The 21329-nt window shown below is 71.8% G+C and carries 20 protein-coding genes; 8 read left to right on the forward strand and 12 right to left on the reverse strand.

From position 1 onward, the window contains the following. Positions 1-301: 301 nt before the first annotated feature. From HEP81_RS05825 to HEP81_RS05855, 7 genes are read right to left on the reverse strand one after another with little or no spacing between them, the layout of a single operon-like run. Positions 302-1114 carry an ABC transporter ATP-binding protein gene (locus HEP81_RS05825; protein WP_037657474.1) on the reverse strand — a complete coding sequence of 271 codons (813 nt, stop codon included), beginning with the start codon at positions 1112-1114 and terminating at the stop codon, positions 302-304. Next, positions 1107-2036 (reverse strand): ABC transporter permease, encoded by a 930-nt coding sequence (locus HEP81_RS05830; RefSeq protein ID WP_037657476.1) that lies wholly within the window; start codon positions 2034-2036, stop codon positions 1107-1109. Before HEP81_RS05830 ends, HEP81_RS05825 begins: the two co-directional genes overlap by 8 nt. A 55-nt stretch (positions 2037-2091) precedes the next feature. Next, complete coding sequence (locus HEP81_RS05835; RefSeq protein WP_078967449.1) at positions 2092-2937, reverse strand: glycosyltransferase family 2 protein; 846 nt, start codon at positions 2935-2937, stop codon at positions 2092-2094. Positions 2938-2972: 35 nt separating this feature from the next. Further along, on the reverse strand, positions 2973-3752 hold the full coding sequence (locus tag HEP81_RS05840) for a CDP-alcohol phosphatidyltransferase family protein (RefSeq protein ID WP_078967447.1): 780 nt from the start codon (positions 3750-3752) through the stop codon (positions 2973-2975). Then, positions 3730-4791, reverse strand: coding sequence for an iron-containing alcohol dehydrogenase family protein (locus HEP81_RS05845; RefSeq protein ID WP_037657480.1), 1062 nt, complete (start codon positions 4789-4791; stop codon positions 3730-3732). The genes HEP81_RS05840 and HEP81_RS05845 overlap by 23 nt, the downstream gene beginning before the upstream one ends. Then, positions 4779-5531: a phosphocholine cytidylyltransferase family protein gene (locus HEP81_RS05850; protein ID WP_182789516.1), complete on the reverse strand. Its 753-nt coding sequence runs from the start codon at positions 5529-5531 to the stop codon at positions 4779-4781. The genes HEP81_RS05845 and HEP81_RS05850 overlap by 13 nt, the downstream gene beginning before the upstream one ends. After that, entirely contained in the window at positions 5528-7330 is a 1803-nt protein-coding gene (locus tag HEP81_RS05855; protein WP_037659599.1) for a DUF5941 domain-containing protein, read from the reverse strand. The genes HEP81_RS05850 and HEP81_RS05855 overlap by 4 nt, the downstream gene beginning before the upstream one ends. Positions 7331-7665: 335 nt before the next feature. Between HEP81_RS05855 and galE the strand changes: the two genes are divergently transcribed. The 3 genes from galE (at position 7666) to idi (ending at position 10545) form a co-directional block, all read left to right on the forward strand. Further along, complete coding sequence (gene galE / locus HEP81_RS05860) at positions 7666-8637, forward strand: UDP-glucose 4-epimerase GalE (RefSeq protein WP_037659602.1); 972 nt, start codon at positions 7666-7668, stop codon at positions 8635-8637. Positions 8638-8771: 134 nt separating this feature from the next. After that, positions 8772-9713 (forward strand): cation diffusion facilitator family transporter, encoded by a 942-nt coding sequence (locus HEP81_RS05865; RefSeq protein WP_037659603.1) that lies wholly within the window; start codon positions 8772-8774, stop codon positions 9711-9713. Positions 9714-9951: 238 nt separating this feature from the next. Continuing rightward, on the forward strand, positions 9952-10545 hold the full coding sequence (gene idi, locus HEP81_RS05870; RefSeq protein WP_037659604.1) for an isopentenyl-diphosphate Delta-isomerase: 594 nt from the start codon (positions 9952-9954) through the stop codon (positions 10543-10545). 23 nt (positions 10546-10568) lie between these two features. Here the strand turns inward: idi and HEP81_RS05875 are convergent, their stop codons facing one another. Next, a complete protein-coding gene (locus HEP81_RS05875; protein ID WP_037659713.1) occupies positions 10569-11060 on the reverse strand; it encodes an ATP-binding protein in 492 nt (163 codons plus the stop codon). 157 nt (positions 11061-11217) lie between these two features. Continuing rightward, the gene (locus HEP81_RS05880; RefSeq protein ID WP_037659606.1) at positions 11218-11790 is read right to left on the reverse strand and encodes an HdeD family acid-resistance protein; all 573 of its coding nucleotides are present in this window, start codon (positions 11788-11790) and stop codon (positions 11218-11220) included. A gap of 117 nt (positions 11791-11907) precedes the next feature. Here HEP81_RS05880 and HEP81_RS05885 point away from each other — a divergent pair, with 117 nt between their 5' ends. Both HEP81_RS05885 and HEP81_RS05890 read left to right on the forward strand, forming a co-directional pair. After that, positions 11908-12657, forward strand: coding sequence for an enoyl-CoA hydratase/isomerase family protein (locus HEP81_RS05885; RefSeq protein WP_037659608.1), 750 nt, complete (start codon positions 11908-11910; stop codon positions 12655-12657). A 286-nt stretch (positions 12658-12943) separates the two neighbouring features. Next, positions 12944-13228, forward strand: coding sequence for a hypothetical protein (locus HEP81_RS05890; RefSeq protein ID WP_157854519.1), 285 nt, complete (start codon positions 12944-12946; stop codon positions 13226-13228). Positions 13229-13323: 95 nt separating this feature from the next. Here HEP81_RS05890 and HEP81_RS05895 read toward each other — a convergent pair whose 3' ends face one another. After that, complete coding sequence (locus HEP81_RS05895; RefSeq protein WP_037659612.1) at positions 13324-13959, reverse strand: DJ-1/PfpI family protein; 636 nt, start codon at positions 13957-13959, stop codon at positions 13324-13326. A 36-nt stretch (positions 13960-13995) separates the two neighbouring features. Next, positions 13996-14967 (reverse strand): GlxA family transcriptional regulator, encoded by a 972-nt coding sequence (locus HEP81_RS05900; RefSeq protein WP_037659614.1) that lies wholly within the window; start codon positions 14965-14967, stop codon positions 13996-13998. A gap of 206 nt (positions 14968-15173) precedes the next feature. Between HEP81_RS05900 and HEP81_RS05905 the strand changes: the two genes are divergently transcribed. Together HEP81_RS05905 and HEP81_RS05910 are read left to right on the forward strand one after the other, a co-directional pair. Beyond that, positions 15174-17597, forward strand: coding sequence for a Tex family protein (locus HEP81_RS05905; protein ID WP_037659615.1), 2424 nt, complete (start codon positions 15174-15176; stop codon positions 17595-17597). A gap of 209 nt (positions 17598-17806) precedes the next feature. After that, positions 17807-18478, forward strand: a complete 672-nt coding sequence (locus HEP81_RS05910; protein WP_239695686.1) for a hypothetical protein — start codon at positions 17807-17809, stop codon at positions 18476-18478. Between the two features lie 61 nt (positions 18479-18539). Here the strand turns inward: HEP81_RS05910 and HEP81_RS05915 are convergent, their stop codons facing one another. Beyond that, the gene (locus tag HEP81_RS05915; RefSeq protein ID WP_037659617.1) at positions 18540-20180 is read right to left on the reverse strand and encodes an ABC-F family ATP-binding cassette domain-containing protein; all 1641 of its coding nucleotides are present in this window, start codon (positions 20178-20180) and stop codon (positions 18540-18542) included. Between the two features lie 173 nt (positions 20181-20353). Between HEP81_RS05915 and HEP81_RS05920 the strand changes: the two genes are divergently transcribed. Beyond that, positions 20354-21271 carry an FAD-dependent oxidoreductase gene (locus tag HEP81_RS05920; RefSeq protein ID WP_037659717.1) on the forward strand — a complete coding sequence of 306 codons (918 nt, stop codon included), beginning with the start codon at positions 20354-20356 and terminating at the stop codon, positions 21269-21271. Positions 21272-21329: the final 58 nt, after the last annotated feature.

The following is a 21329-nucleotide window of genomic DNA, read 5'->3' on the forward strand; positions in this document are numbered from 1 at the left end:
ATTGCCGTCACATCTCCCGTTCTACACTGCCGACCCAATACACACTATTTCGGACACGCCGCCCGGCAATTCGCGGGGCGTGGCCTGGCGCAGGGTGTCGCGCATTATCGCCCCACTTGCCGCTTTCCGGCACCGGTACAGCTTACGTTGTACAACACATCAAGATTCGAGGGGGTGTCCCGCACATCACAAGAACACACCGATTGGCGCCAAGATTCCTGACAGGCTTGGGAGTTGACGCTTCCTTTGCAGACGCGGGGCCCCGCCGGAAGGTTGCCGGCGGGGCCCTGGCCGAAACAGTTCACTTGCCGGTGAACTTCTCGTACTCCTTGAGCACCTCTTCGGTCGGCCCGTCCATGCGCAGCTCACCGCGTTCCAGCCACAGCACGCGGTTGCAGGTGTCGCGGATGGACTTGTTGTTGTGGCTGACCAGAAAGACCGTGCCGGCCTCCTTGCGCAGTTCCCGGATGCGTTCCTCGGAGCGCTTCTGGAACTTGCGGTCACCGGTGGCCAGAGCCTCGTCGATCATGAGGACGTCGTGGTCCTTGGCGGCCGCGATCGAGAAACGCAGCCGGGCGGCCATACCGGAGGAGTAGGTGCGCATCGGCAGGGTGATGAAGTCGCCCTTCTCGTTGATCCCGGAGAAGTCGACGATGTCCTGATAGCGCTCCCTGATCTGCTCGCGCGACATGCCCATGGCGAGACCGCCCAGGATGACGTTGCGCTCGCCGGTCAGGTCGTTCATCAGGGCCGCGTTCACACCCAGCAGGGAGGGCTGGCCGTCGGTGTAGACCTTGCCCCGCTCCGCGGGCAGCAGGCCGGCGATGGCGCGCAGCAGGGTGGACTTGCCGGAGCCGTTGGAGCCGATCAGGCCGATGGCCTCGCCGCGGTAGGAGACGAAGGAGACCCCGCGCACGGCGTGCACCTTGCGCACGCCCCGCTCCTCGCCGCGCTTGAGGATCCGGCTGAGGGCGGCCGTCGCGCTGCCCTTGCCGGTCTTGGCGCCGTTGACCCGGTAGACGATGTGCAGATCGTCCGCGATGACCGTCGGACGGCGCTCGCCGGTGTCCGTGGTGCTCTGCTGGGGGTTCTGCTCGGCGTTCTGCTCAGCCACGGCCGTACCGCTCCTCCGCCTTCCAGAAGTACACGAAGCCGCCGGCGAAGACCGCCACGGCCCAGAACGCCGCGATCGCCCACACATGCGGGGGCAGGTTCGAGGCGCCGTAGCCGTCGATCAGCGCGAAGCGCATCAGGTCCATGTAGATCGCGGCCGGGTTGACCTGGAGCAGCCGCACCGCCCACTCCGGGCGGTCCGCCATCATCGTGCTGATGGAGAACATCACGCCGGAGGTGTACATCCAGGTGCGCAGCACGAACGGCATCAGCTGCGCCATGTCCGGCGTCTTGGCGCCCATGCGGGCCACGATCAGCGCGAGACCGGTGTTGAACAGGAACTGCAACGCCAGGATCGGCACGATCAGGAGCCAGGACATGCCGGGGTAGCTGCCGAAGCCGATCGCCACGATGAACAGCACGATCATCGAGAACAGCAGCTGCTGGAGCTGCTGGAGCGAGAAGGAGACGGGCAGCGAGGCGCGCGGGAAGTGCAGGGCGCGCACCAGGCCGAGGTTCCCGGAGATGGCGCGCACACCCGACATGACCGAGCTCTGCGTGAAGGTGAACACGAAGACGCCGGTGACCAGGAACGGGATGTACACATCATGGGACATGCCGCGGCTGGCGTGCAGGATGACGCCGAAGATGAAGTAGTACACGGCCGCGTTCAGCAACGGGGTGGCGACCTGCCACAGCTGCCCGAGCTTGGCCTGGCTGTACTGCGCCGTCAGCTTCGCCTGCGAGAAGGCGAGGATGAAGTGGCGCCGGCTCCAGAGCTGACGGACGTACTCCACCAGCGAGGGACGGGCGCCGCTGACGGCGAGCCCGTACCTGGCGGCCAGCTCGGCCGGCGTCAGCCCCTCATCGGGCGACGGTATCGCGCTCACCGCGACACCGGCGTCATGCGTTGTGTGACTCACGAGTAAGAACCCGGACTCTCTCAGTAAGAAGCTTGCTGTTCAGGTAAGAAGCTTCTCAGATGACCGGAGGACGGCCCAGCCGGGTGAGCCGCCAGACCGTGCGCCAGCGCATCGGACGGCGCGGACCGCAGGGCGTGGTCCAGCCCTCCTTGAAGCCGCCGAACCAGGCCACGAGGGCCGGCCGCGAGGGCCGTCGGGCCAGCGTGAGCAGCAGCCACACGCCCAGGTAGACGGGGACCAGCGGGGCGGGGAGGTTGCGCCGGGCGAGCCAGACGCGGTTGCGGGCCACCATGCGGTGGTAGACGGCGTGCCGCGAGGGCGCGGTCGTCGGGTGGAACAGCACCATGTCGGAGCGGTAGTCGATCAGCCAGCCGGCGTCCAGCGCCCGCCAGGCCAGATCGGTCTCCTCATGGGCGTAGAAGAACTCGGCGGGCAGCCCGCCGACCTCGCCGAGCACCTTGGTGCGCACCGCGTTGGCGCCGCCCAGGAAGGTGGTCACCCGCGAGGAGCGCATCGGGTCCGCGGCGCGCAGCCGGGGCACATGGCGGCGCTGGGTCTCACCGGTCTCGGGATCGGCGATGCGGAAGCTGATGATGCCCAGCTGCGGGTCGGCGGCGAACGCCTCGCGGCACAGCTCGGCGGTGTCGTGCCGGGCGAGCAGGCCGTCGTCGTCCAGGAAGAGCAGGATGTCGACGTCCTGGCCGCCGGGGCCGAACGCCTCGATGCCGACATTGCGGCCGCCCGGGATGCCCAGGTTCTCCGGCAGCTCGACGGTGCGCACGCCCTCGGGGACGTCGGGCACCGGGGAGCCGTTGCCGACGACGACCACCTCGATGGGGTCACCGTCCTGCTTGGCGACCGAGTCGAGCAGGGCGCGCAGCTCCTCGGGCCGGTTGCCCATGGTGATGATGACGGCGCCGACGCGCGCGGCCGCGCTCACTTCAGCCTGCTGGAGGCGAGGATGGACACCAGGTGCAGCAGCGTCTGGAGCAGGGCGATGCCCGCGAGGACGGCGGTGCCGAGCCGGGTGAAGAACAGGTCGCCGTGGATCTGGTCCGCGATGGCGAGGAGCACGATCAGCAGCGAGGCCTCGATACCGAGGATGAGCCGGTGGAACTTCAGCGCCGAGGCGGCCCGGCGGGCCAGCGCCATCCCGGAGGAACGCGGCTCGGCGGCGGCCTCCTGCACCGGCGGCTTGCCGGTCTGGTGCCGGGCGACACCGACCAGGTCGGTCTCCGCCTTGATCAGGATCGCGCCGAGCGCGGCCAGGGTACCGAGGAAGGCCCACAGCCAGTCGATACGGCCGGAGCCCCACAGGTCGGCGGCGCGCAGCCCGAGGCCGACCAGCACGGCCGCGTCGGTGAGGTAGGCGCCGACCCGGTCCAGGTAGACACCGGCGAGGGAGTACTGCTTGCGCCAGCGGGCGATCTCGCCGTCGACGCAGTCCAGCAGCAGGTACAGCTGGGTGGCGACCACGCCGAGGATCGCGCCCCAGATCCCCGGCACCAGCAGGGCCGGGGCCGCGAGCACACCGCACAGGGTCATCAGGTACGTGAGCTGGTTGGGCGTGACCCTGGTGTTCACCAGGTAGCGGTCGATGCGCAGGGAGACCTCACGCATGTAGAGGCGTCCCGCCCAGTGCTCACCGCTGCGCCGGTCCTTCACCCCGGCGGGGTGGACGACCGGACGGAGTTCAGCTACCGATGGCCTTGACATAGTCGGCGTAGATGTCCTTGATCTGGTTCGGCTTGAGGTCGAGGTGTTCGAGGATGGTGTAGCGGCCGGGCCGGGTCTCCGGCGCGAACTCCACGGCGCGGACGAACTCGTCCACGGTGAAGCCGATCTCCTCCGGCAGCACCGGAAGCCCGTGCCGGCGCAGCACCTGGGCGGTGTGCCCGGCCTCCTCGTGGGCCCCGCGCAGATACATCGCGAAGGCCGCGCCGAGTCCGCACTGCTCGCCATGGGCGGCCGCGCGCTTGGGGAACAGCAGGTCGAACGCGTGGTTGATCTCGTGGCAGGAGCCGGAGGAGGGCCGGGAGTCGCCGGAGATCGACATCGAGATACCGCTGAGGACCAGCGCCTCGGCGAGCACCTGGAGGAAGCCGTTGTCGCCGATGCCGCCGGGGTGCCGCAGCACCGCCTCGCCGGCCTGGCGGGCCATGGCCGCGGCGAGCCCGTCGACCTTCTCGCCGTTGACCCGGTGGGACAGCTCCCAGTCCGCGATCGCGTTGATGTTGGAGATGGCGTCGCCGATACCGGCCCGGACGAAGCGGGCCGGAGCGGCACGGATCACGTCCAGGTCGATGACGACCGCGATCGGGTTCGGCACACCGTAGGAGCCGCGCCCCGCGTCGTTGTCGAGCGTGGCGACCGGCGAGCACAGGCCGTCGTGCGCGAGGTTGGTGGGCACGGCGACCAGGGGCAGGCCGATCCGGGCCGCGGCGAACTTGGCGCAGTCGATGATCTTGCCGCCGCCGAGCCCGACCACCGCGTCGTAGTGGCCGGACTTCATCTCGCCGGCCAGCCGGATCGCGTCGTCCAGGGTGCCGCCGCCCACCTCGTACCAGGAGGCGCCGGGCAGCGAGGGGGCGAGGCGCTCGCGCAGCTGGGCGCCGGAGCCGCCGCTGACGGCGACGGCGAGGCGGCCCGACTGGGAGATGCGCTCGTCGGCGAGGACGCCGGCCAGGTCGTCCAGGGCACCCGGACGGATGTCCACGACGACCGGCGAGGGGATCAGCCGGGTCAGTAGCGGCACGCGATCTCCCGCCCCTTGGCCAGGTCGTCGTGGTTGTCGATCTCGACCCAGGAGACATCGCCGATGGGCGCCACGTCGATCCGGAAGCCGCGGTCGACCAGCTCCTGGTAGCCGTGCTCGTAGAACTGCTGCGGGTCGGTCTCCCAGACCGTCTTCAGCGCGTCGCCCAGCTCCTCGGCCGCGTCGCCCTCGATCAGGGTCACGCCGATGTACTCACCGGTCGCCTCGGCCGGGTCCATCAGCTTGGTGATCTTCGTCATGCCCTTGGCGGGGTCGACGACGACCTTCATCTCCTCGTCCGCCAGGGACTTCACGGTGTCCAGCGCGAGGATGATCTTCTTGCCGTCACCGCGGGCGGCCAGCAGCGTCTTCTCGACCGAGACCGGGTGCACGGTGTCGCCGTTGGCGAGGATCACACCCTCCTTGAGCGCGTCGCGCCCGCACCACAGGGAGTAGGCGTTGTTCCACTCCTCGGCCTTGTCGTTGTCGATCAGGGTGAGCTTGAGGCCGTACTTCTCCTCAAGGGCGGCCTGGCGGGCGTAGACGGCCTCCTTGCGGTAGCCGACGATGATCGCGACCTCGGTCAGCCCGATCTCCGCGAAGTTGCCGAGGGTGAGGTCGAGAACCGTGGGCTCGCCCTCCATGCCCGCGGGCCCCACCGGCACCAGCGCCTTGGGCAGGGTGTCCGTGTAGGGGCGCAGACGCCGTCCGGCGCCGGCCGCCAGCACGAGGCCGATCATGCGGTTTCTCCTTCATCGTGTACGGCGGGTGCCCCTGCGGACACCCAGAACCGGATGCTCTCCGCGAGCACCACCAGGGCGACGATCACGGCGAGCACCGTGAGCGCGGCCGTGAACTGCGCGGCGGTGAGCGCCGCGGCCAGGACGGTGACGAGCAGGGTGCGCCCGTCGTGCCCCCCTATGGAGCGCACCAGCCAGGCCGGCGGCGCTCCGGCGTTGCCGCGGATGCGGTACACCGTGTCGTAGTGATGGTAGGCGACCGCCGCCACCAGCCCGAAAGCCGCGGGAAGCGCCCCGTTCACGCCCGCTTTACCGGCGAGCGCGAGGACGGTGCCGTACTCGGCGGCGCGGAAGAACGGCGGGACCAGCCAGTCGAGGGTGCCCTTGAGCGGGCGGGCGACGGCGAGGGCCGAGGTGAGGACGTAGACCAGGGCGCCGATCACCGGCACCACCGAGCCGTAGCCGGAGAGGGCCGAGCAGGCGACGACCGCGGCGCCGCCGAGCAGGGCGACGGCGGGGACGGCGAGGCCGGGCAGACCGCGCCGGGCGACACGCCCGACCGCCTCGCTGAGCGGGCCGCAGTCGGCGAGGTCGGCCAGTGCCTGCGCGGCGCGGTCGGTGCGGTGCGCCTTGCGGGTCAGCGAGCGCAGCACCCGGCCCGCGGTGGTGTACGTGGCGGCGAAGGCGCAGCCGACGAGCAGCGCGTAGAAGGTGATCCGCGGGGTGGTGACGGCGGTCAGGACCGCGATCATCGCCCAGCGCTCACCGATCGGCAGCACTATCATCCGGCGCACCCAGACCGTCCAGCCGACGCTGTCCAGCTTGTCGGAGAGGGCGGCGGTGGGGCTGGTGTTGGCGGTGGCGTCGTGGTTGGCCTCGTTGAAGGAGAAGTCGACCACGTGCCGGCAGGTCTGGAGGACCATCGCGCCGAGCGCGAGCGCCCAGACGTCGTCATGGCCGCCGCGGGCCGCGCCCAGGGCGAGCCCGGCGTAGTAGGCGTACTCCTTGGCCCGGTCGAAGGTGGCGTCGAGCCAGGCGCCGAGGGTGGAGTACTTCAGGGCGTAGCGGGCGAGCTGACCGTCGGTGCAGTCCAGCACGAAGGAGGCGATCAGCAGGACGCCGGCGGCTATGAAACCGCCGCGGGTGCCGGTGGCCGCGCAGCCCGCCGCGATCAGCGCGGTGAGCAGCGAGGCGGTGGTGACCTGGTTCGGGGTCAGACCGCGGCGCGCGCACCAGCGGGCGAGGTAGCGCGAGTACGGGCTGATGCAGTACGTGGTGAAGAAGCCGTCGCGGGACTTCACGGCCGACTTCAGGCGCACGGCCTCGTCGTCCACGGCGGCGACGGCCTGCCGCGCCTCGTTGCGGGCCTGCGGGTCGGCGGGTACGACGGCGACGAGGCTGCCCAGCTCGGGGCGGTGGACCTCGCTGCCGTCGGCGTCCAGCTCGGTGACGATCCGGTCGGCCAGGCTGCCGACGGCCACCGCGGTGCCGCCGCCCGAGGAGGTCTCCCGGGCCACGGCGCGGGTCAGCGCCTGCCGGGCGGCCGGCTGCGCGGTGACGGCGCCGGGGACGGCGGCGAGCGGGAAGCGGGGGTCGGTCAGGCCGAGCCGCAGGGCGTGCACATGGCCGACGAAACCGGCGTCGACCACGGCCACGCGATCACCGGCGGGGGCGGCCGCGAGCAGAGTCTCGGTCTCGGCGGTGCTCTCCGCCATCCGGACGTCGAAGCCGAGGGACCGCAGATCGCTCTCGAGCGACGATCCGGGGACCGGCTGACCGGTGACGATGGCGGTCGGCAACCGAACTCACTCCCTGGGTGCCGGCGCGTCGGCGCCGGTCTTCTGCGTGGTGGGGCGCCCCTTGCCTGCGGCACCCGGGCGGCATGTCGGCAGAGGGTATCGGATGAACCGAAGCCCGTGTTCACCGGCCGTTCACGACCCGTCCCGCGTCCGGGGCCCCGCCCTTCGCCGCGATCATCATGGGTGATCCCGCCCCCGCCCCACAAACCGCGGCCGCAGATGCGGGCATCCGGGACACGCGGGTCGACGAGGGGTGTGCGCCCGGTCGCCGAGGGCTACGGCCCGCCCGGCCGGCGCCGGTGCGCGATCCCCCGCGGAGCATAGGGTGAGGAAACATGACCTGGCTGATCACCGGCGGTGCCGGATACATCGGGGCGCATGTGGCACGCGCCATGGCCGGCGCCGGCGAGAAGGTCGTCGTACTGGACGACCTCTCCGCCGCCGTACCCGCACGGCTCCCCTCCGACGTCCCGCTCGTCACCGGCTCCACCCTGGACGGCCCCCGGCTGCGGGAGGTCCTCACGGAGCACGGCGTCACCGGCGTCGTCCACCTCGCCGCCCGCAAGCAGGTAGCCGAGTCCGTCGCCGAGCCCACCCGCTACTACCAGGAGAACGTCGGCGGCCTCGCCACCCTCCTGGACGCCATGGCGGCGGCGGGCGTCCACCGGCTGCTGTTCTCCTCCTCCGCGGCGGTGTACGGCAACCCGGACGTGGACCTGATCACCGAGGACACCCCCTGCGCGCCGGTCAACCCCTACGGGGAGACCAAGCTGGCGGGCGAGTGGCTGGTCCGGGCGGCCGGGCGGGCGTACGGGATCTCCACCGTGTGCCTGCGCTACTTCAACGTGGCGGGCGCCGCCGCGCCGGAGCTCGCGGACACCGGTGTGTTCAACATCGTGCCGATGGTCTTCGACCGGCTCACCCGTGGCGAGGCCCCGCGGATCTTCGGCGACGACTACCCGACGCCGGACGGCACCTGTGTGCGGGACTACATCCATGTGGCCGACCTCGCCGAGGCCCACCTCGCGGCGGCGCGCCGTCTCGCCGGGGACGCCCCGGCCGACGATCTCACGCTGAACATCGGCCGCGGCGAGGGCGTCTCGGTCCGGGAGCTGATCACGGTCATCGGGGAGGTCTCGGGAGACCGCCGGGAGCCGGTCGTGGAGCCGCGCAGGCCCGGCGACGCGCCCCGCGCGGTCGCCTCGGCCGAACGCGCCGCCCGGGAACTGGGCTGGCGCGCCCGCCGCGATGTCCACGAGATGGTCGCCTCGGCCTGGGAGGGCTGGCGGCTGCATCACGGGAAGTAGCCCGCACCGCCCTGACCAGCGGATCGTTTCCGCAGGTCAGGGCACATGACAACGGTGTTCAGTACCGCGTTGCCCCATACCCCCCGCCCGTAGTTCACTGGGCCTCCGGACGACCACGGAAGGACGGTTCCGCCATGGGGGCTGGGCACGATCACGGGCATGCGCACACCCATGCGCCACCCACGGGCACGGCCGCGGCCGCCTACCGCGGCAGGCTGCGGATCGCCCTCTGCATCACGCTGACGATCATGGTGGTGGAGATCGCCGGCGGACTGCTCGCGGACTCCCTCGCGCTGATCGCGGACGCCGCGCACATGGCGACCGACGCCGTGGGCCTCGGCATGGCGCTGCTGGCGATCCACTTCGCCAACCGCCCGGCGAGCGCCAACCGCACGTTCGGCTACGCCCGCGCCGAGATCCTCGCCGCGCTGGCCAACTGCATGCTGCTGCTCGGTGTCGGCGGCTATGTCCTGTACGAGGCGGTGCAGCGATTCGTCGCCCCCGCGGACACCCATGGCGGTCTGATGATCGTGTTCGGCGCGATCGGCCTGGTGGCGAACTCCATCTCGCTGACCCTGCTGATGCGCGGCCAGCAGGAGAGCCTGAACGTGCGCGGTGCCTTCCTGGAGGTCGCCGCCGACGCCCTGGGCTCGGTCGCGGTGATGATCTCGGCCGCCGTGATCCTGCTCACCGGCTTCAAGGCCGCCGACCCGATCGCCTCGCTCGTCATCGGGCTGATGATCGTGCCGCGGACCCTGAAGCTGCTGCGGGAGACGCTGGACGTGCTCCTGGAGGCGGCGCCCAAGGACGTCGACATGGCGGAGGTCCGGGCGCACATCCTGGCGCTGGACGGCGTGGAGGACGTCCATGATCTGCACGCCTGGACGATCACCTCGGGCATGCCGGTGCTGTCCGCGCACGTGGTGGTCAGTTCGGAGGTGCTCAACGCCATCGGGCACGAGAAGATGCTGCACGAGCTCCAGGGCTGCATCGGCACGCACTTCGACGTCGAGCACTGCACCTTCCAGCTGGAGCCGGGCGGACACGCGGAGCACGAGGCGCGGCTCTGCCACTGAACCGCCCGCGGACCGCCGCCGTACCACCGGCGGTCCGCCGCCGTACCCGACACGGAAGCCATTCATCCGTTCGATAGCACCGGGGCGGTTCCCTCCCGCGGCCTGCGGGCACGATGATCTACCGGGTCCCCCTTCCGGCGCCGTCGCACGCTCTGACATGCGGGTGTGCCGGGAAGTGCCGGGAGTGCCGGATTCGTACGGCAGACTTGGGGGGCGAAGACCGAGGCGAAGGATGGGTATGCCGATCACACCTGCCACCGAGACTCACAGCTCGACGAACGACGCCGCACAGGCGATCTTGCTGGAACTCGTCGACGAGAAGGGCGTGACCATCGGCACCGCGGAGAAGCTCGCGGCCCATCAAGCGCCGGGGCAGCTGCACCGCGCGTTCTCGGTGTTCCTCTTCGACGAGCAGGGCCGGCTGCTGCTCCAGCAGCGGGCGCTCGGCAAGTACCACTCCCCCGGCGTGTGGTCCAACACCTGCTGCGGCCACCCCTACCCCGGTGAGGCGCCGTTCGCGGCCGCCGCCCGGCGTACGTACGAGGAGCTGGGCGTGTCCCCCTCGCTGCTGGCCGAGGCGGGCACCGTGCGCTACAACCACCCGGACCCGGCCTCGGGCCTGGTGGAGCAGGAGTTCAACCACCTGTTCGTCGGCCTGGTGCAGACGCCGCTCACGCCGGATCCGGAGGAGGTCGCCGAGACCGCCTTTGTGACCGCGCAGGAGCTGGCCGAGCGTCATGCCCGGGACACGTTCTCGGCCTGGTTCATGACGGTGCTGGACGCGGCCCGCCCCGCGGTCCGGGAACTGACCGGCCCGGCCGCGGGCTGGTGACGCCCCGCGAGGCGTCCTGAACCTCAGGGATACGCGGGCTTGAGCGGCAGGGCGGCCCAGATCACCTTGCCGCCGCTCGCGGTGTGCTCCACGTCGACCACCCCGCCCGCCTCCCGGGCCACCTCGCGTACCAGGAGCAGCCCCCGTCCGCCGGTCCGGCCGTGATCGGCCTCCAGGGCCGTCGGGCGGTAGGGGTGGTTGTCCTCCACGGACACCCGCACCCACTCCGCGCCGACCGCGACCTCCACGGCCACCATGGGCGAGAGCAGCGCCGCGTGCTTCACGGCGTTCGTGACCAGCTCGGAGACGATCAGCAGCAGGCCCTGCACCAGCTCCTCGGAGATCGGTACGCCCTGGCGCAGCAGCAGGTCCCGCACCGCGTGCCGGGCCTGCGGGACCGAGGCGTCCACCGCGGCCGCGGTGAACCGCCAGACACCTTCGTACGGCAGTGGGTGGGGCGCACGCTCAGCGTCCCCCGCTGGGCGCGGGCCGTCCCCGCGCCCGTGGTTGTCCATCGTCCGGTCGCCACCCTCGCGCTCGATTGTCACCACGCGTCGAGTGTTGGTAACGACCGCCTCCGCCCCGGACATCTGACCAGAAGTCGCAGGGTATCGAGCGCTTTCTGACCGACTGCTTATGACAACGTCACGTGTCGGACTGTTTTCATTCCTCTCACTGCTCGCTGACGAGGCCGACGATCCGGCGGCCGCCGTAGCCGGTGGCGATCAGGCCGAGGCCGTCGAAGAGCAGCGCGAGCGAGAAGAAGGCGCCGATGACGTACTGGCTGCTGCTGGGCCAGTGGGCGAGGACCAGGATGCCGAGCAGCAGGTCGAAGACGCCGAGCAGCAGGGTCCAGCCGAACTGGGGACCGCGGACCACCATGCTGCCGACCATCCGGAAGAGGCCGGCGGACAGGAACAGCAGCGCGGCGAACATGGTGAGCGCGGCGGCGGCCGCGTGCGGCACCCGGATGACGACCACGCCGGCCGCGATGTTCAGGGCGGCCACGATCACGCCGAGCCAGAAGTAGTTGGTGCCGCGGGCCTGGATCGCGTGCAGCAGTCCGACGATCCCGCCGATCAGCAGCAGCCAGCCGAACAGCAGCATCGAGGTGAGCGTGGCGACCCCGGTGTAGACGAGCCCGACGAGTCCGGCGAGGACGAGGATCACGCCGAGCACCGCGAGCAGGCCGAACCCCTGGCGCATCGATGTCGCCCTGTCCTTGGGCTTGCGCGCCCTGGCCATCGCCACCTCCTCGGGAATCGGCCGACTCCGCTGATTCCTCTTTGCGGACATTCACCTTTTATGTCCCCCTCGGGGGCGGTCTCGTAACTCCAGGGGCGGGCGGATAGCATCCGGCGCATGGAGCCCCAGCTGTCCCACCAGGTCACCGACTCCGTCGCCACGGTCGTGATCGGCAATCCGGCCAAGCGCAACGCCATGACGGCCGAGATGTGGCGGGCGCTGCCGCCGCTGCTCGCGGAACTCGCGCGCGATCACGGAGTACGGGCGCTGGTGCTGACCGGCGAGGGCGCGACCTTCTGCGCGGGCGCGGACATCTCCACGCTGCGGGGGTCGGCCCATCCGGCGCAGGGGCTCGCGGTGGCGGCGGAGGAGGCGCTGGCCGCGTTCCCGAAGCCGACGGTGGCCGCGGTGCGCGGGTACTGCGTGGGCGGCGGGGTGCAGCTCGCGGCGGCCTGTGATCTCCGACTGGCCGAGGAGGGCGCCCTGTTCGGGGTGACCCCGGCACGGCTGGGCATCGTCTACCCCTCCTCCTCGACCCGCCGACTGGTGTCGCTGGTGGGCCCGGCCTCCGCCAAGTACCTGTTGTTCACGGCCGAGTTGATCGACACCGGGCGCGCGCTGCGCACCGGCCTCGTGGACGAGGTGCTGCCCGAGGGCGAACTCGACAAGCGGGTCGCCGAGTTGACGCGGACGCTGGTCTCCCGCTCGGGGCTCACCCAGGCCGCCGCCAAGGAGTTCGCGAACGGCCGCGAGGACCGGGACGCCCACTGGACGGAGCAGGCCCGCACCGCCGAGGACACCGCGGAGGGCGTGGCCGCCTTCCTGGAACGCCGCTCCCCACACTTCACCTGGACCCCGCCCGCGTAAGGCGCCCGTGCGGACAGCCTGCGGACACGCGGGGCCGGGGCCGTCCGACCGGCGCACGCCCTGTTACTCACTTTCGGGTGAGCGCGGGGGCGCGCAGGGGCGCGAAACCGCAGGAAGAGGGCGCATTCAGGGCATAAATGGTTGCTACAGGCGACCGTTACAGAAGTCCCTCATATCCGTAATGGCGCCCGCGTGTCCCCCGCGGCGGCCAGGGTGCGGGTCGCAGGGTGTGGGCGTGCGGCCGACCGGTCGCCACGCGCACCACACCCTTGTGAAGGGGGACCTCGTGTCCGTTCTCGCCTCTGTCCGCAGACTGACCGCCGCCGGAGTCCTGGCCGCCGCCCTCGTGGGCGCGGCCGCCCTGCCGGCCGCCGCCGCGGGTCGGCCGACCGCCCGTCCGCACCACGCCGTCACCACCGACACGCGGCACTTCCCGTACCCCGGTGGCCGCTGGGGCCACGACCACCGCCGCGGCGGGGACCACCGCGGCGACGGCCGGCAGGGCGGCCACCGGCACGGCTGGGACGGCCGCTTCGGCGACCACGACCGCCGCGGGCACCGCTGGCACTGATCCGATCCACGAGTCGCCGTCGGCATCGGGGCTCGCCGGGGCCGGGCAGGACCTCTCCTGCCCGGCCCCGGCGCGTGCGCGGCGCCCCTTCGCGGTTACGACAGATCGAAACGACCGCCCGCCCGCAACTCCTCGACCAGATGGGCGGGCGCCTTCTCCGGGGACCCGGCGTCGTAGGGCGGCTGCGGGTCGTACTCGGTCAACAGCTGGACAGCCTGGGCGTGTTCGTCGCCCGCGATCCGGCCGACCAGGGTGAGCGCCATGTCGATGCCGGAGGAGACCCCGGCCGCGGTGACGTACTTGCCCTCGGTCACCACCCGCTCGCCGGTGGGCCGGGCGCCGTACTTCTCCAGCATCGGCAGCACGGTCCAGTGGCTGGTGGCGCGGCGGCCCTCCAGCAGCCCGGCGGCGGCGAGCAGCAGCGAGCCCGAGCACACCGAGGTCGTCCAGGTGCTCGTCGTGTCGGCGGCGCGCAGCCAGTCGAGCAGTACGGGGTTCTCCAGCTGGGCCAGGGTGCCGGGGCCGCCGGAGACGACGACGATGTCCGGGTCCGGGAGTTCGTGCAGGGCGCGGTCAGCGGTGAGGGCGAGGAAGCCGGTCTCGGTGCGGACTGCTCCGGCCCGCTCGGCGACGAAGGTGAGGTGCGCGTCCGGGAGCCGGCTGAGGATCTCGTAGGGCCCCACGACATCGAGGGCGGTGAAGCGGTCGTAGACGACGACGGCGATCTGCACGGCTGATCCTTTCGGTTCGGTTGACGACGGTGGTCCTCAGTCGACGGCGGCGGGGCGGAAGCGGCGCCGGTACTCCGCCGGGGCCGTGCCGAACGCCTTGAGGAAGGCGCGGCGCATGGCCTCGGGGGTGCCGTAGCCGCTGGCCCGGGAGATCTCCTCGACGCCGTCGGGGGTGTCCTCCAGCAGCCGCCGGGCGTGTTCCAGACGGACCCGGTCGACATAGCGGCCGGGGGTCACACCGGTCTCGTCGCGGAAGGCGCGGGCGAAGTGGCGGGGGGAGAGCGCGGCGCGGGCGGCCAGGGCGTCGACGCTCAGGTCGGTGTCCGGGTGCTCGGTGATCCACCGCTGCACGTCCCGCAGCGGCTCGCGCAGGGCGGTCTGGGCGGCCAACTGGACGCTGAACTGGGCCTGGTTGCCGGGGCGGCGCAGGAAGACCACGAGATGCCGGGCGAGGCAGAGCGCGACATCCCGGTCCAGGTCCTCCTCCACCAGCGCGAGCGCGAGATCGATGCCCGAGGTCACGCCCGCCGAGGTGGCGATGCGGCCGTCGCGGACGTAGATGGGCTCGGGCTCCACGCGCACGGCCGGACGGTCCTGCGCGAGCTGCTCGCAGTAGGCCCAGTGGGTGGTGGCCCGGCGGCCGTCGAGCAGCCCCGCGGCGGCGAGCAGAAAGGCGCCGGTGCACACCGAGACCAGCCGCTCGGCGCGCGGGCCGTGGGCGCGCAGCCAGTCGACCAGCCGCGGGTCGGGGGCCTGGGTGCCCTCGCCGCCGGGGACCAGCAGGGTGTGCGGGTCCGCCGCCGCGGCGCGCGCCCCGGTCAGTGCTTCGTCCGGGACGAGCGTCAGTCCGCTGGAGGTGCGCACCGGGGCGCCGTCCAGGGACGCCGTGCGGATCCGGTACGTGCCGGGGGTGTGCACCTCGGCACCGGCGAACACTTCGAGGGGTCCGGTGACGTCCAGGCTCTGGACCCCGTCGAAGACCACGAAGAGAAGGGTGCGCTGCGGCATGCCCCCGATTCTTCGGGCCCGGACGGATGACCGCAATGACGAATTTCCCACCTTTTCTGCCATCGGGAGCATGCACGCGGCATGCGCACGGTGACGGGGTCCCGCGACGGGCACGGCGCCCCGCCGTAAGGCGCCCTGATCCACGGTTGTCGGTGTCACCTGCCACAATTGCCGCGCAACCTCAGTGGAGAAGGCGGTACGGGATCGTGACGACACCCGGGTCCATCGAAGCAGGATCCATCGAAGGCAGGATCGCCGAGGAACTCGGCGTACGGGAGCGGCAGGTGAAGGCCGCGGTCGAACTGCTCGACGGCGGTTCGACCGTGCCCTTCATCGCCCGCTACCGCAAGGAAGCGACCGAGATGCTCGACGACGCGCAGTTGCGCACGCTCGAGGAGCGGCTGCGCTATCTGCGGGAGCTGGAGGAGCGGCGGACCGCGATCCTGGAGTCGGTGCGCGAGCAGGGCAAGCTCACCGAGGAGTTGGCGGCCCGGATCCGCGGCGCCGAGACCAAGGCGCGCCTGGAGGACATCTACCTCCCGTACAAGCCGAAGCGGCGCACGAAGGCGCAGATCGCGCGTGAGGCGGGCCTGGAGCCGCTGGCCGATGGCCTGCTGGGCGATCCGTCGGTGGAACCGCTGTCGGCGGCCGCCGCGTTCGTGGACCCGGACAAGGGCGTCGCCGATCCGGGGGCGGCCCTGGAGGGCGCGCGGGCGATCCTCACCGAGCGGTTCTCCGAGGACGCCGACCTGATCGGCGAGCTGCGCGAACGCATGTGGGTGCGCGGGCGGCTGGCCGCGAAGGTGCGGGAGGGCAAGGAGGAGGCGGGCGCCAAGTTCGCCGACTACTTCGAGTTCGCCGAGCCGTTCACCGACCTGCCCTCGCACCGCATCCTGGCGATGCTGCGCGGCGAGAAGGAGGAGGTGCTCGACCTCGTCCTGGAGCCCGAGGAGGCGACCGACGGACCCTCCTCGTACGAGGGCATCGTCGCCCACCGCTTCGGCATCGCCGAACGCGGCCGGCCGGGCGACAAGTGGCTGACGGACACCGTCCGCTGGGCCTGGCGCACCCGCATCCTGGTGCATCTCGGCATCGACCTGCGGCTGCGGCTGCGCACGGCCGCCGAGGACGAGGCGGTGAACGTGTTCGCGGCGAACCTGCGCGACCTGCTGCTCGCCGCACCGGCCGGTACCCGCGCCACGCTGGGCCTGGACCCCGGTTTCCGCACCGGTGTGAAGGTCGCCGTGGTCGACGCCACCGGCAAGGTCGTCGCCACGGATGTGATCCACCCGCACGTCCCGGCCAACAAGTGGGACGAGGCGCTCGCCAAGCTGGCCCGGCTCGCGAAGGAGCACGCGGTCGAACTGGTCGCGATCGGCAATGGCACCGCCTCCCGCGAGACCGACAAGCTCGCCGCCGAACTCATCGCCAGGCACCCCGAGTTGAACCTCACCAAGGTGATGGTCTCGGAGGCCGGCGCCTCGGTGTACTCGGCCTCCGCGTACGCCTCCCAGGAGCTGCCCGGGATGGATGTGTCGCTGCGCGGCGCGGTCTCCATCGCCCGGCGCCTCCAGGACCCGCTGGCCGAGCTGGTGAAGATCGACCCGAAGTCCATCGGCGTCGGCCAGTACCAGCACGACCTGTCCGAGGTGAAGCTCTCCCGCTCGCTGGACGCGGTGGTCGAGGACTGTGTGAACGGCGTCGGCGTGGACGTCAACACCGCGTCCGTGCCGCTGCTCGCCCGGGTGTCGGGCGTCTCGGCCGGGCTGGCGGAGAACATCGTGGCGCACCGGGACGAGAACGGCCCCTTCACCTCCCGCTCGGAGCTGAAGAAGGTGGCGCGGCTCGGCCCGAAGGCGTACGAGCAGTGCGCGGGCTTCCTGCGCATCCGCGGCGGCACCGACCCGCTGGACGCCTCCAGCGTGCACCCGGAGTCGTACCCCGTGGTGCGGCGCATGGTGAAGACCTCGGGCCAGGAGGTGGCCTCCCTCATCGGCAACACGGGCGTGCTGCGCTCGCTGCGGCCCGCCGACTTCGTGGACGACACCTTCGGTCTGCCGACCGTCTCGGACATCCTCAAGGAGCTGGAGAAGCCGGGCCGCGACCCGCGTCCGGCCTTCAAGACGGCCACCTTCAAGGAGGGCGTGGAGAAGATCTCCGACCTGTCCGCCGGGATGGTGCTGGAGGGTGTGGTGACGAACGTGGCGGCCTTCGGCGCGTTCGTGGACATCGGCGTCCACCAGGACGGCCTGGTCCATGTGTCGGCGATGTCCAAGACGTTCGTCAAGGACCCGCGGGACGTGGTGAAGCCGGGCGACATCGTCAAGGTGAAGGTCCTGGAGGTGGACATCCCGCGCAAGCGGATCGGGCTGACCCTGCGCCTGGACGACGAGGCGGCTCCGGCGGACCGCTCCGGCGGCGGCAGGCGCCAGCGCGGCGCCCGCCCGCCCCAGCAGCGGCAGGGCGGCCAGGGGCAGGGCCAAGGACAAGGCCAAGGCGGCCAGGGCCAGGGGCAGCGGCAGGGCCGTGGTGGCGGTGAACGGGGCGGACGGCAGGCGCCGGCCCCCGCGAACAGCGCCATGGCGGACGCGCTGCGCCGCGCGGGTCTGCTGAACCCGAAGCAGCGCTGACCCGCCGACCGTCGAAGGGGCCGGAGCCGCTACGGCTCCGGCCCCTCTGCATGTCCTCCGCACCAGGGGATACCGGCCGAACCAGACTTTTCCCCGTATCGAGGGGTTTGGCGCAAGGAAACGCACGAAGCGGGCACAGCGCCCACCCGCCCCCTCCACACTCGCTTCTGTGCACGTGACCGTGCACGCGAAGCGATGGGGAGGACTCTGTGTTCCGCACCACCAAGCAGCGCCTGGCGGCATGCACGGCCGCCGCCGCCGTGGCCGCCGCGGCGGCCTCGTTCGCCGCTCCGACGGCGGCCACCGGCGCCGCGGCCCAGGGTGAGCTGACCTACGGCACCGTCATCCTGCTCCAGAACCAGTACGGCGGTGACGGCGGCTACCTCGACACCAACGGGGTCTCCAGCCAGCCGGGTGCCACCTACAACGTGAGCACCAACGACCGGCCCAACAGCCGCGGCCCGGCCACCTCGGAGTGGCGGGTCGTCTCCGCCACCGGCAAGGCCACCGGCGCCCGGGTGATCAGCGGTGACGTCGTCTACCTGATCAACCAGTACGGCAGCCACCACACGTACCTGGACACCAACGGCGTCTCCGACCAGTCGGGCGCCAAGTACAAGGTCTCCGCCACCACCACCAAGGACCGGGGCCCCGGCACCGGCAAGTGGCACATCTTCGGCGTGCGGTCCTCGCCGAACGACGGGCACATCCGCACCGACGACATCGTGCATCTGCTCAACGACTACGGCTCCGCCAACGGCGGCTTCCTCGACACCAACGGCCGTTCCTCCCAGGGCGGGGGCGCCAAGTACGGCGTCTCCACCAGCCCCTACAGCGACCGCGGCACCGGCACCGGCTCCTGGAAGGTGCTGCACTCCTGATCCGACCTGACGCCATGACCGCCGGGCCCCGGGGACGCCGTACCCCCGGGGCCCGGTCCCGTCAGTGCTCGGTCACCTTGCCCGCCGCGACCTCCCAGCGCCTGCTCACCCGGACCGCGTCGAGCATCCGGCGGTCATGGGTGACCAGCAGGAGGGTGCCCGTGTAGGCGTCCAGGGCGGACTCCAGCTGCTCGATGGCGGGCAGGTCGAGATGGTTGGTGGGCTCGTCCAGGACCAGCAGGTTGACACCCCGGCCCTGGAGCAGGGCGAGGGCGGCGCGGGTGCGTTCGCCCGGGGAGAGGGTCGCGGCCGGGCGCAGCACATGGTCCGCCTTGAGGCCGAACTTGGCGAGCAGGGTGCGGACCTCCGCCGGTTCGGTGTCGGGGACGGCCGCGCAGAAGGCGTCCAGCAGCGTCTCGGGGCCGTGGAACAGGCCCCGGGCCTGGTCGACCTCGCCGACCAGCACGCCCGAGCCGAGGGCCGCGTGCCCGCAGTCCAGCGGGAGCCGGCCGAGCAGGGCGGCCAGCAGGGTCGACTTGCCGGCGCCGTTGGCCCCGGTGACCGCGACCCGGTCGGCCCAGTCGATCTGGAGGGTGACCGGCCCGAAGGCGAAGTCGCCGCGCCGGATCTCGGCGTCCCGCAGCGTCGCCACCACGGCGCCGGAGCGCGGGGCGGCGGCGATCTCCATCCGCAGCTCCCACTCCTTGCGCGGCTCCTCGACCACATCGAGGCGCTCGATCATGCGCTGGGTCTGCCGGGCCTTGGCGGCCTGCTTCTCGCTGGCCTCGCTGCGGAACTTGCGGCCGATCTTGTCGTTGTCGTTGCCCGCCTTGCGCCGGGCGTTCTTGATGCCCTTGTCCATCCAGGACCGCTGCATCTGGGCCCGGTCCAGGAGGGTGGCCTTCTTGTCGGCGAACTCGTCGTACTCCTCGCGGGCGTGCCGCCGGCCCGTCGCGCGCTCCTCCAGATAGGCCTCGTAGCCGCCGCCGTAGAGGTTGATCTGCCCCTGCGCCAGGTCGAGTTCGAGGACCTTGGTGACGGTGCGGGTGAGGAACTCGCGGTCGTGGCTGACGACGACGGTGCCCGCGCGCAGTCCGGTGACGAACCGCTCCAGGCGTTCCAGGCCGTCGAGGTCGAGGTCGTTGGTGGGCTCGTCCAGCAGGAAGACGTCGTAGCGGGAGAGCAGCAGGGAGGCGAGTCCGGCGCGGGCAGCCTGGCCGCCGGAGAGCGAGGTCATCGGCTGGTCCAGGTCGACGGCGAGGCCGAGGGAGTCGGCCACCTCCTCCGCGCGCTCGTCCAGGTCGGCGCCGCCGAGGTCGAGCCAGCGTTCCAGGCTCACGGCGTAGGCGTCGTCCGCGCCGGGCGCGCCGTCGACCAGTGCCTGGGTGGCCTCGTCCATGAGCCGCTGCGCCTTCGCGACGCCGGTGCGGCGGGCCAGGAACTCCCGGATCGTCTCCCCCGGCCTGCGCTCGGGCTCCTGCGGCAGATGGCCGACGGTGGCGGTGGGCGGGGACAGGCGCAGTTCGCCCTGCTCGGGCGTGAGCAGTCCGGCGAGCATCCGCAGCAGCGTGGACTTGCCCGCGCCGTTGGCGCCGACCAGCCCGATCACATCGCCGGGCGCCACGACGAGGTCGAGCCCGGAGAAGAGCGAGCGGTCGCCGTGCCCGGCGGCGAGATTCTTGGCGACGAGGGTGGCAGTCATCAGGACGCCGATCCTAGTGGGCCCACCGCCCCGGCCGATTCCGGCCGCCCCGTCTCCTGTGAGTATCCCCACGTCAGCCGATGTGTGCCGGGCTCTGACGGGGACGGCGGGGCAGGGCCTATGGTCCACACGTGAACAGCGTGAGCAGCGTGGACCGTGAGACGGACGGCGAAGTGATCGTGGTCGGCGGCGGGGTCGTCGGCCTCACCACGGCCGTGGTGCTGGCCGAGGCCGGGCGCCGGGTGAGCGTGTGGACCCGGGAGCCCGCCGAGCAGACCACCTCGGCGGTCGCCGGCGGCCTGTGGTGGCCGTACCGCATCGAGCCGGAGCGGCTGGTCGGCGCCTGGGCGCTGGAGACCCTCGCCGTCTACGAGGAGCTGGCGGCGGATCCCGGGCAAACGGGTGTACGGCTGGTCGACGGCGTCCATCAGGGGGCGCGCCTGGCGGAGCTGGGCGACTGGGCGGCCCGGGTGCCGGGGCTGCGCGCGGTGCCGGACGGGCTGGCGGCGCGGCTGCCGGTGATCGACATGCCGACGCATCTGGGGTGGCTGCGGGAGCGGCTGGTGCGGGCCGGTGGCACGGTGGTGCTGCGCGAGGTGGCCGATCTCGCCGAGGTGCCCGCACCCGTGGTGGTCAACTGCGCGGGGCTCGGGGCGCGTTCGCTGGCCGGGGACGGCACGGTGCGCCCGGTGCGGGGGCAGTTGGTGCTGGTGGAGAATCCCGGGATCGACACGTACTACACGTCCGTCGACCATTCCTCGCCGGTCGCCGCGTACTTCATCCCGCAGCCGTACGGGCTGATCCTCGGCGGTACGGCGCAGGAGGACGACTGGTCGCTGGAGCCGGACCCGGGCACGGCGGCGGAGATCGTCGCCCGGTGCGCGCGGGTGCGGCCGGAGATCGCGGGGGCGCGGGTGCTGGCCCACAAGGTGGGGTTGCGGCCGTACCGGGACGCGGTGCGGCTGGAGCGGGAGGTGCTGGACGGGGGCCGGGTGGTGGTGCATTCGTACGGCCATGGCGGTGCGGGTGTGACGGTGGCGTGGGGGTGTGCGCGGGAGGTCGCCGGGTTGGTTCTGGAACCGGACGCGTAAGCGTTTCGCCGGGGGCTCGCAGCGGTCGTACGGCTGCGGGTCGTGGCCGGCTGGTCGC

Source organism: Streptomyces griseofuscus, assembly GCF_014673495.1.
GTDB classification, from domain to species: Bacteria; Actinomycetota; Actinomycetes; order Streptomycetales; family Streptomycetaceae; genus Streptomyces; species Streptomyces murinus.

Bases quoted from the DNA above. Each gene is read 5' to 3' on its own strand.
- HEP81_RS05835 (WP_078967449.1), bottom strand. From the start codon at position 2,937: ATGGGCAACCGGCCCGAGGAGCTGCGCGCCCTGCTCGACTCGGTCGCC.
- HEP81_RS05840 (WP_078967447.1), bottom strand. From the start codon at position 3,752: ATGTCAAGGCCATCGGTAGCTGAACTCCGTCCGGTCGTCCACCCCGCC.
- HEP81_RS05850 (WP_182789516.1), bottom strand. From the start codon at position 5,531: ATGATCGGCCTCGTGCTGGCGGCCGGCGCCGGACGGCGTCTGCGCCCC.
- galE (WP_037659602.1), top strand. From the start codon at position 7,666: ATGACCTGGCTGATCACCGGCGGTGCCGGATACATCGGGGCGCATGTG.
- HEP81_RS05865 (WP_037659603.1), top strand. From the start codon at position 8,772: ATGGGGGCTGGGCACGATCACGGGCATGCGCACACCCATGCGCCACCC.
- idi (WP_037659604.1), top strand. From the start codon at position 9,952: ATGCCGATCACACCTGCCACCGAGACTCACAGCTCGACGAACGACGCC.
- HEP81_RS05875 (WP_037659713.1), bottom strand. From the start codon at position 11,060: ATGGACAACCACGGGCGCGGGGACGGCCCGCGCCCAGCGGGGGACGCT.
- HEP81_RS05880 (WP_037659606.1), bottom strand. From the start codon at position 11,790: ATGGCCAGGGCGCGCAAGCCCAAGGACAGGGCGACATCGATGCGCCAG.
- HEP81_RS05885 (WP_037659608.1), top strand. From the start codon at position 11,908: ATGGAGCCCCAGCTGTCCCACCAGGTCACCGACTCCGTCGCCACGGTC.
- HEP81_RS05900 (WP_037659614.1), bottom strand. From the start codon at position 14,967: ATGCCGCAGCGCACCCTTCTCTTCGTGGTCTTCGACGGGGTCCAGAGC.
- HEP81_RS05915 (WP_037659617.1), bottom strand. From the start codon at position 20,180: ATGACTGCCACCCTCGTCGCCAAGAATCTCGCCGCCGGGCACGGCGAC.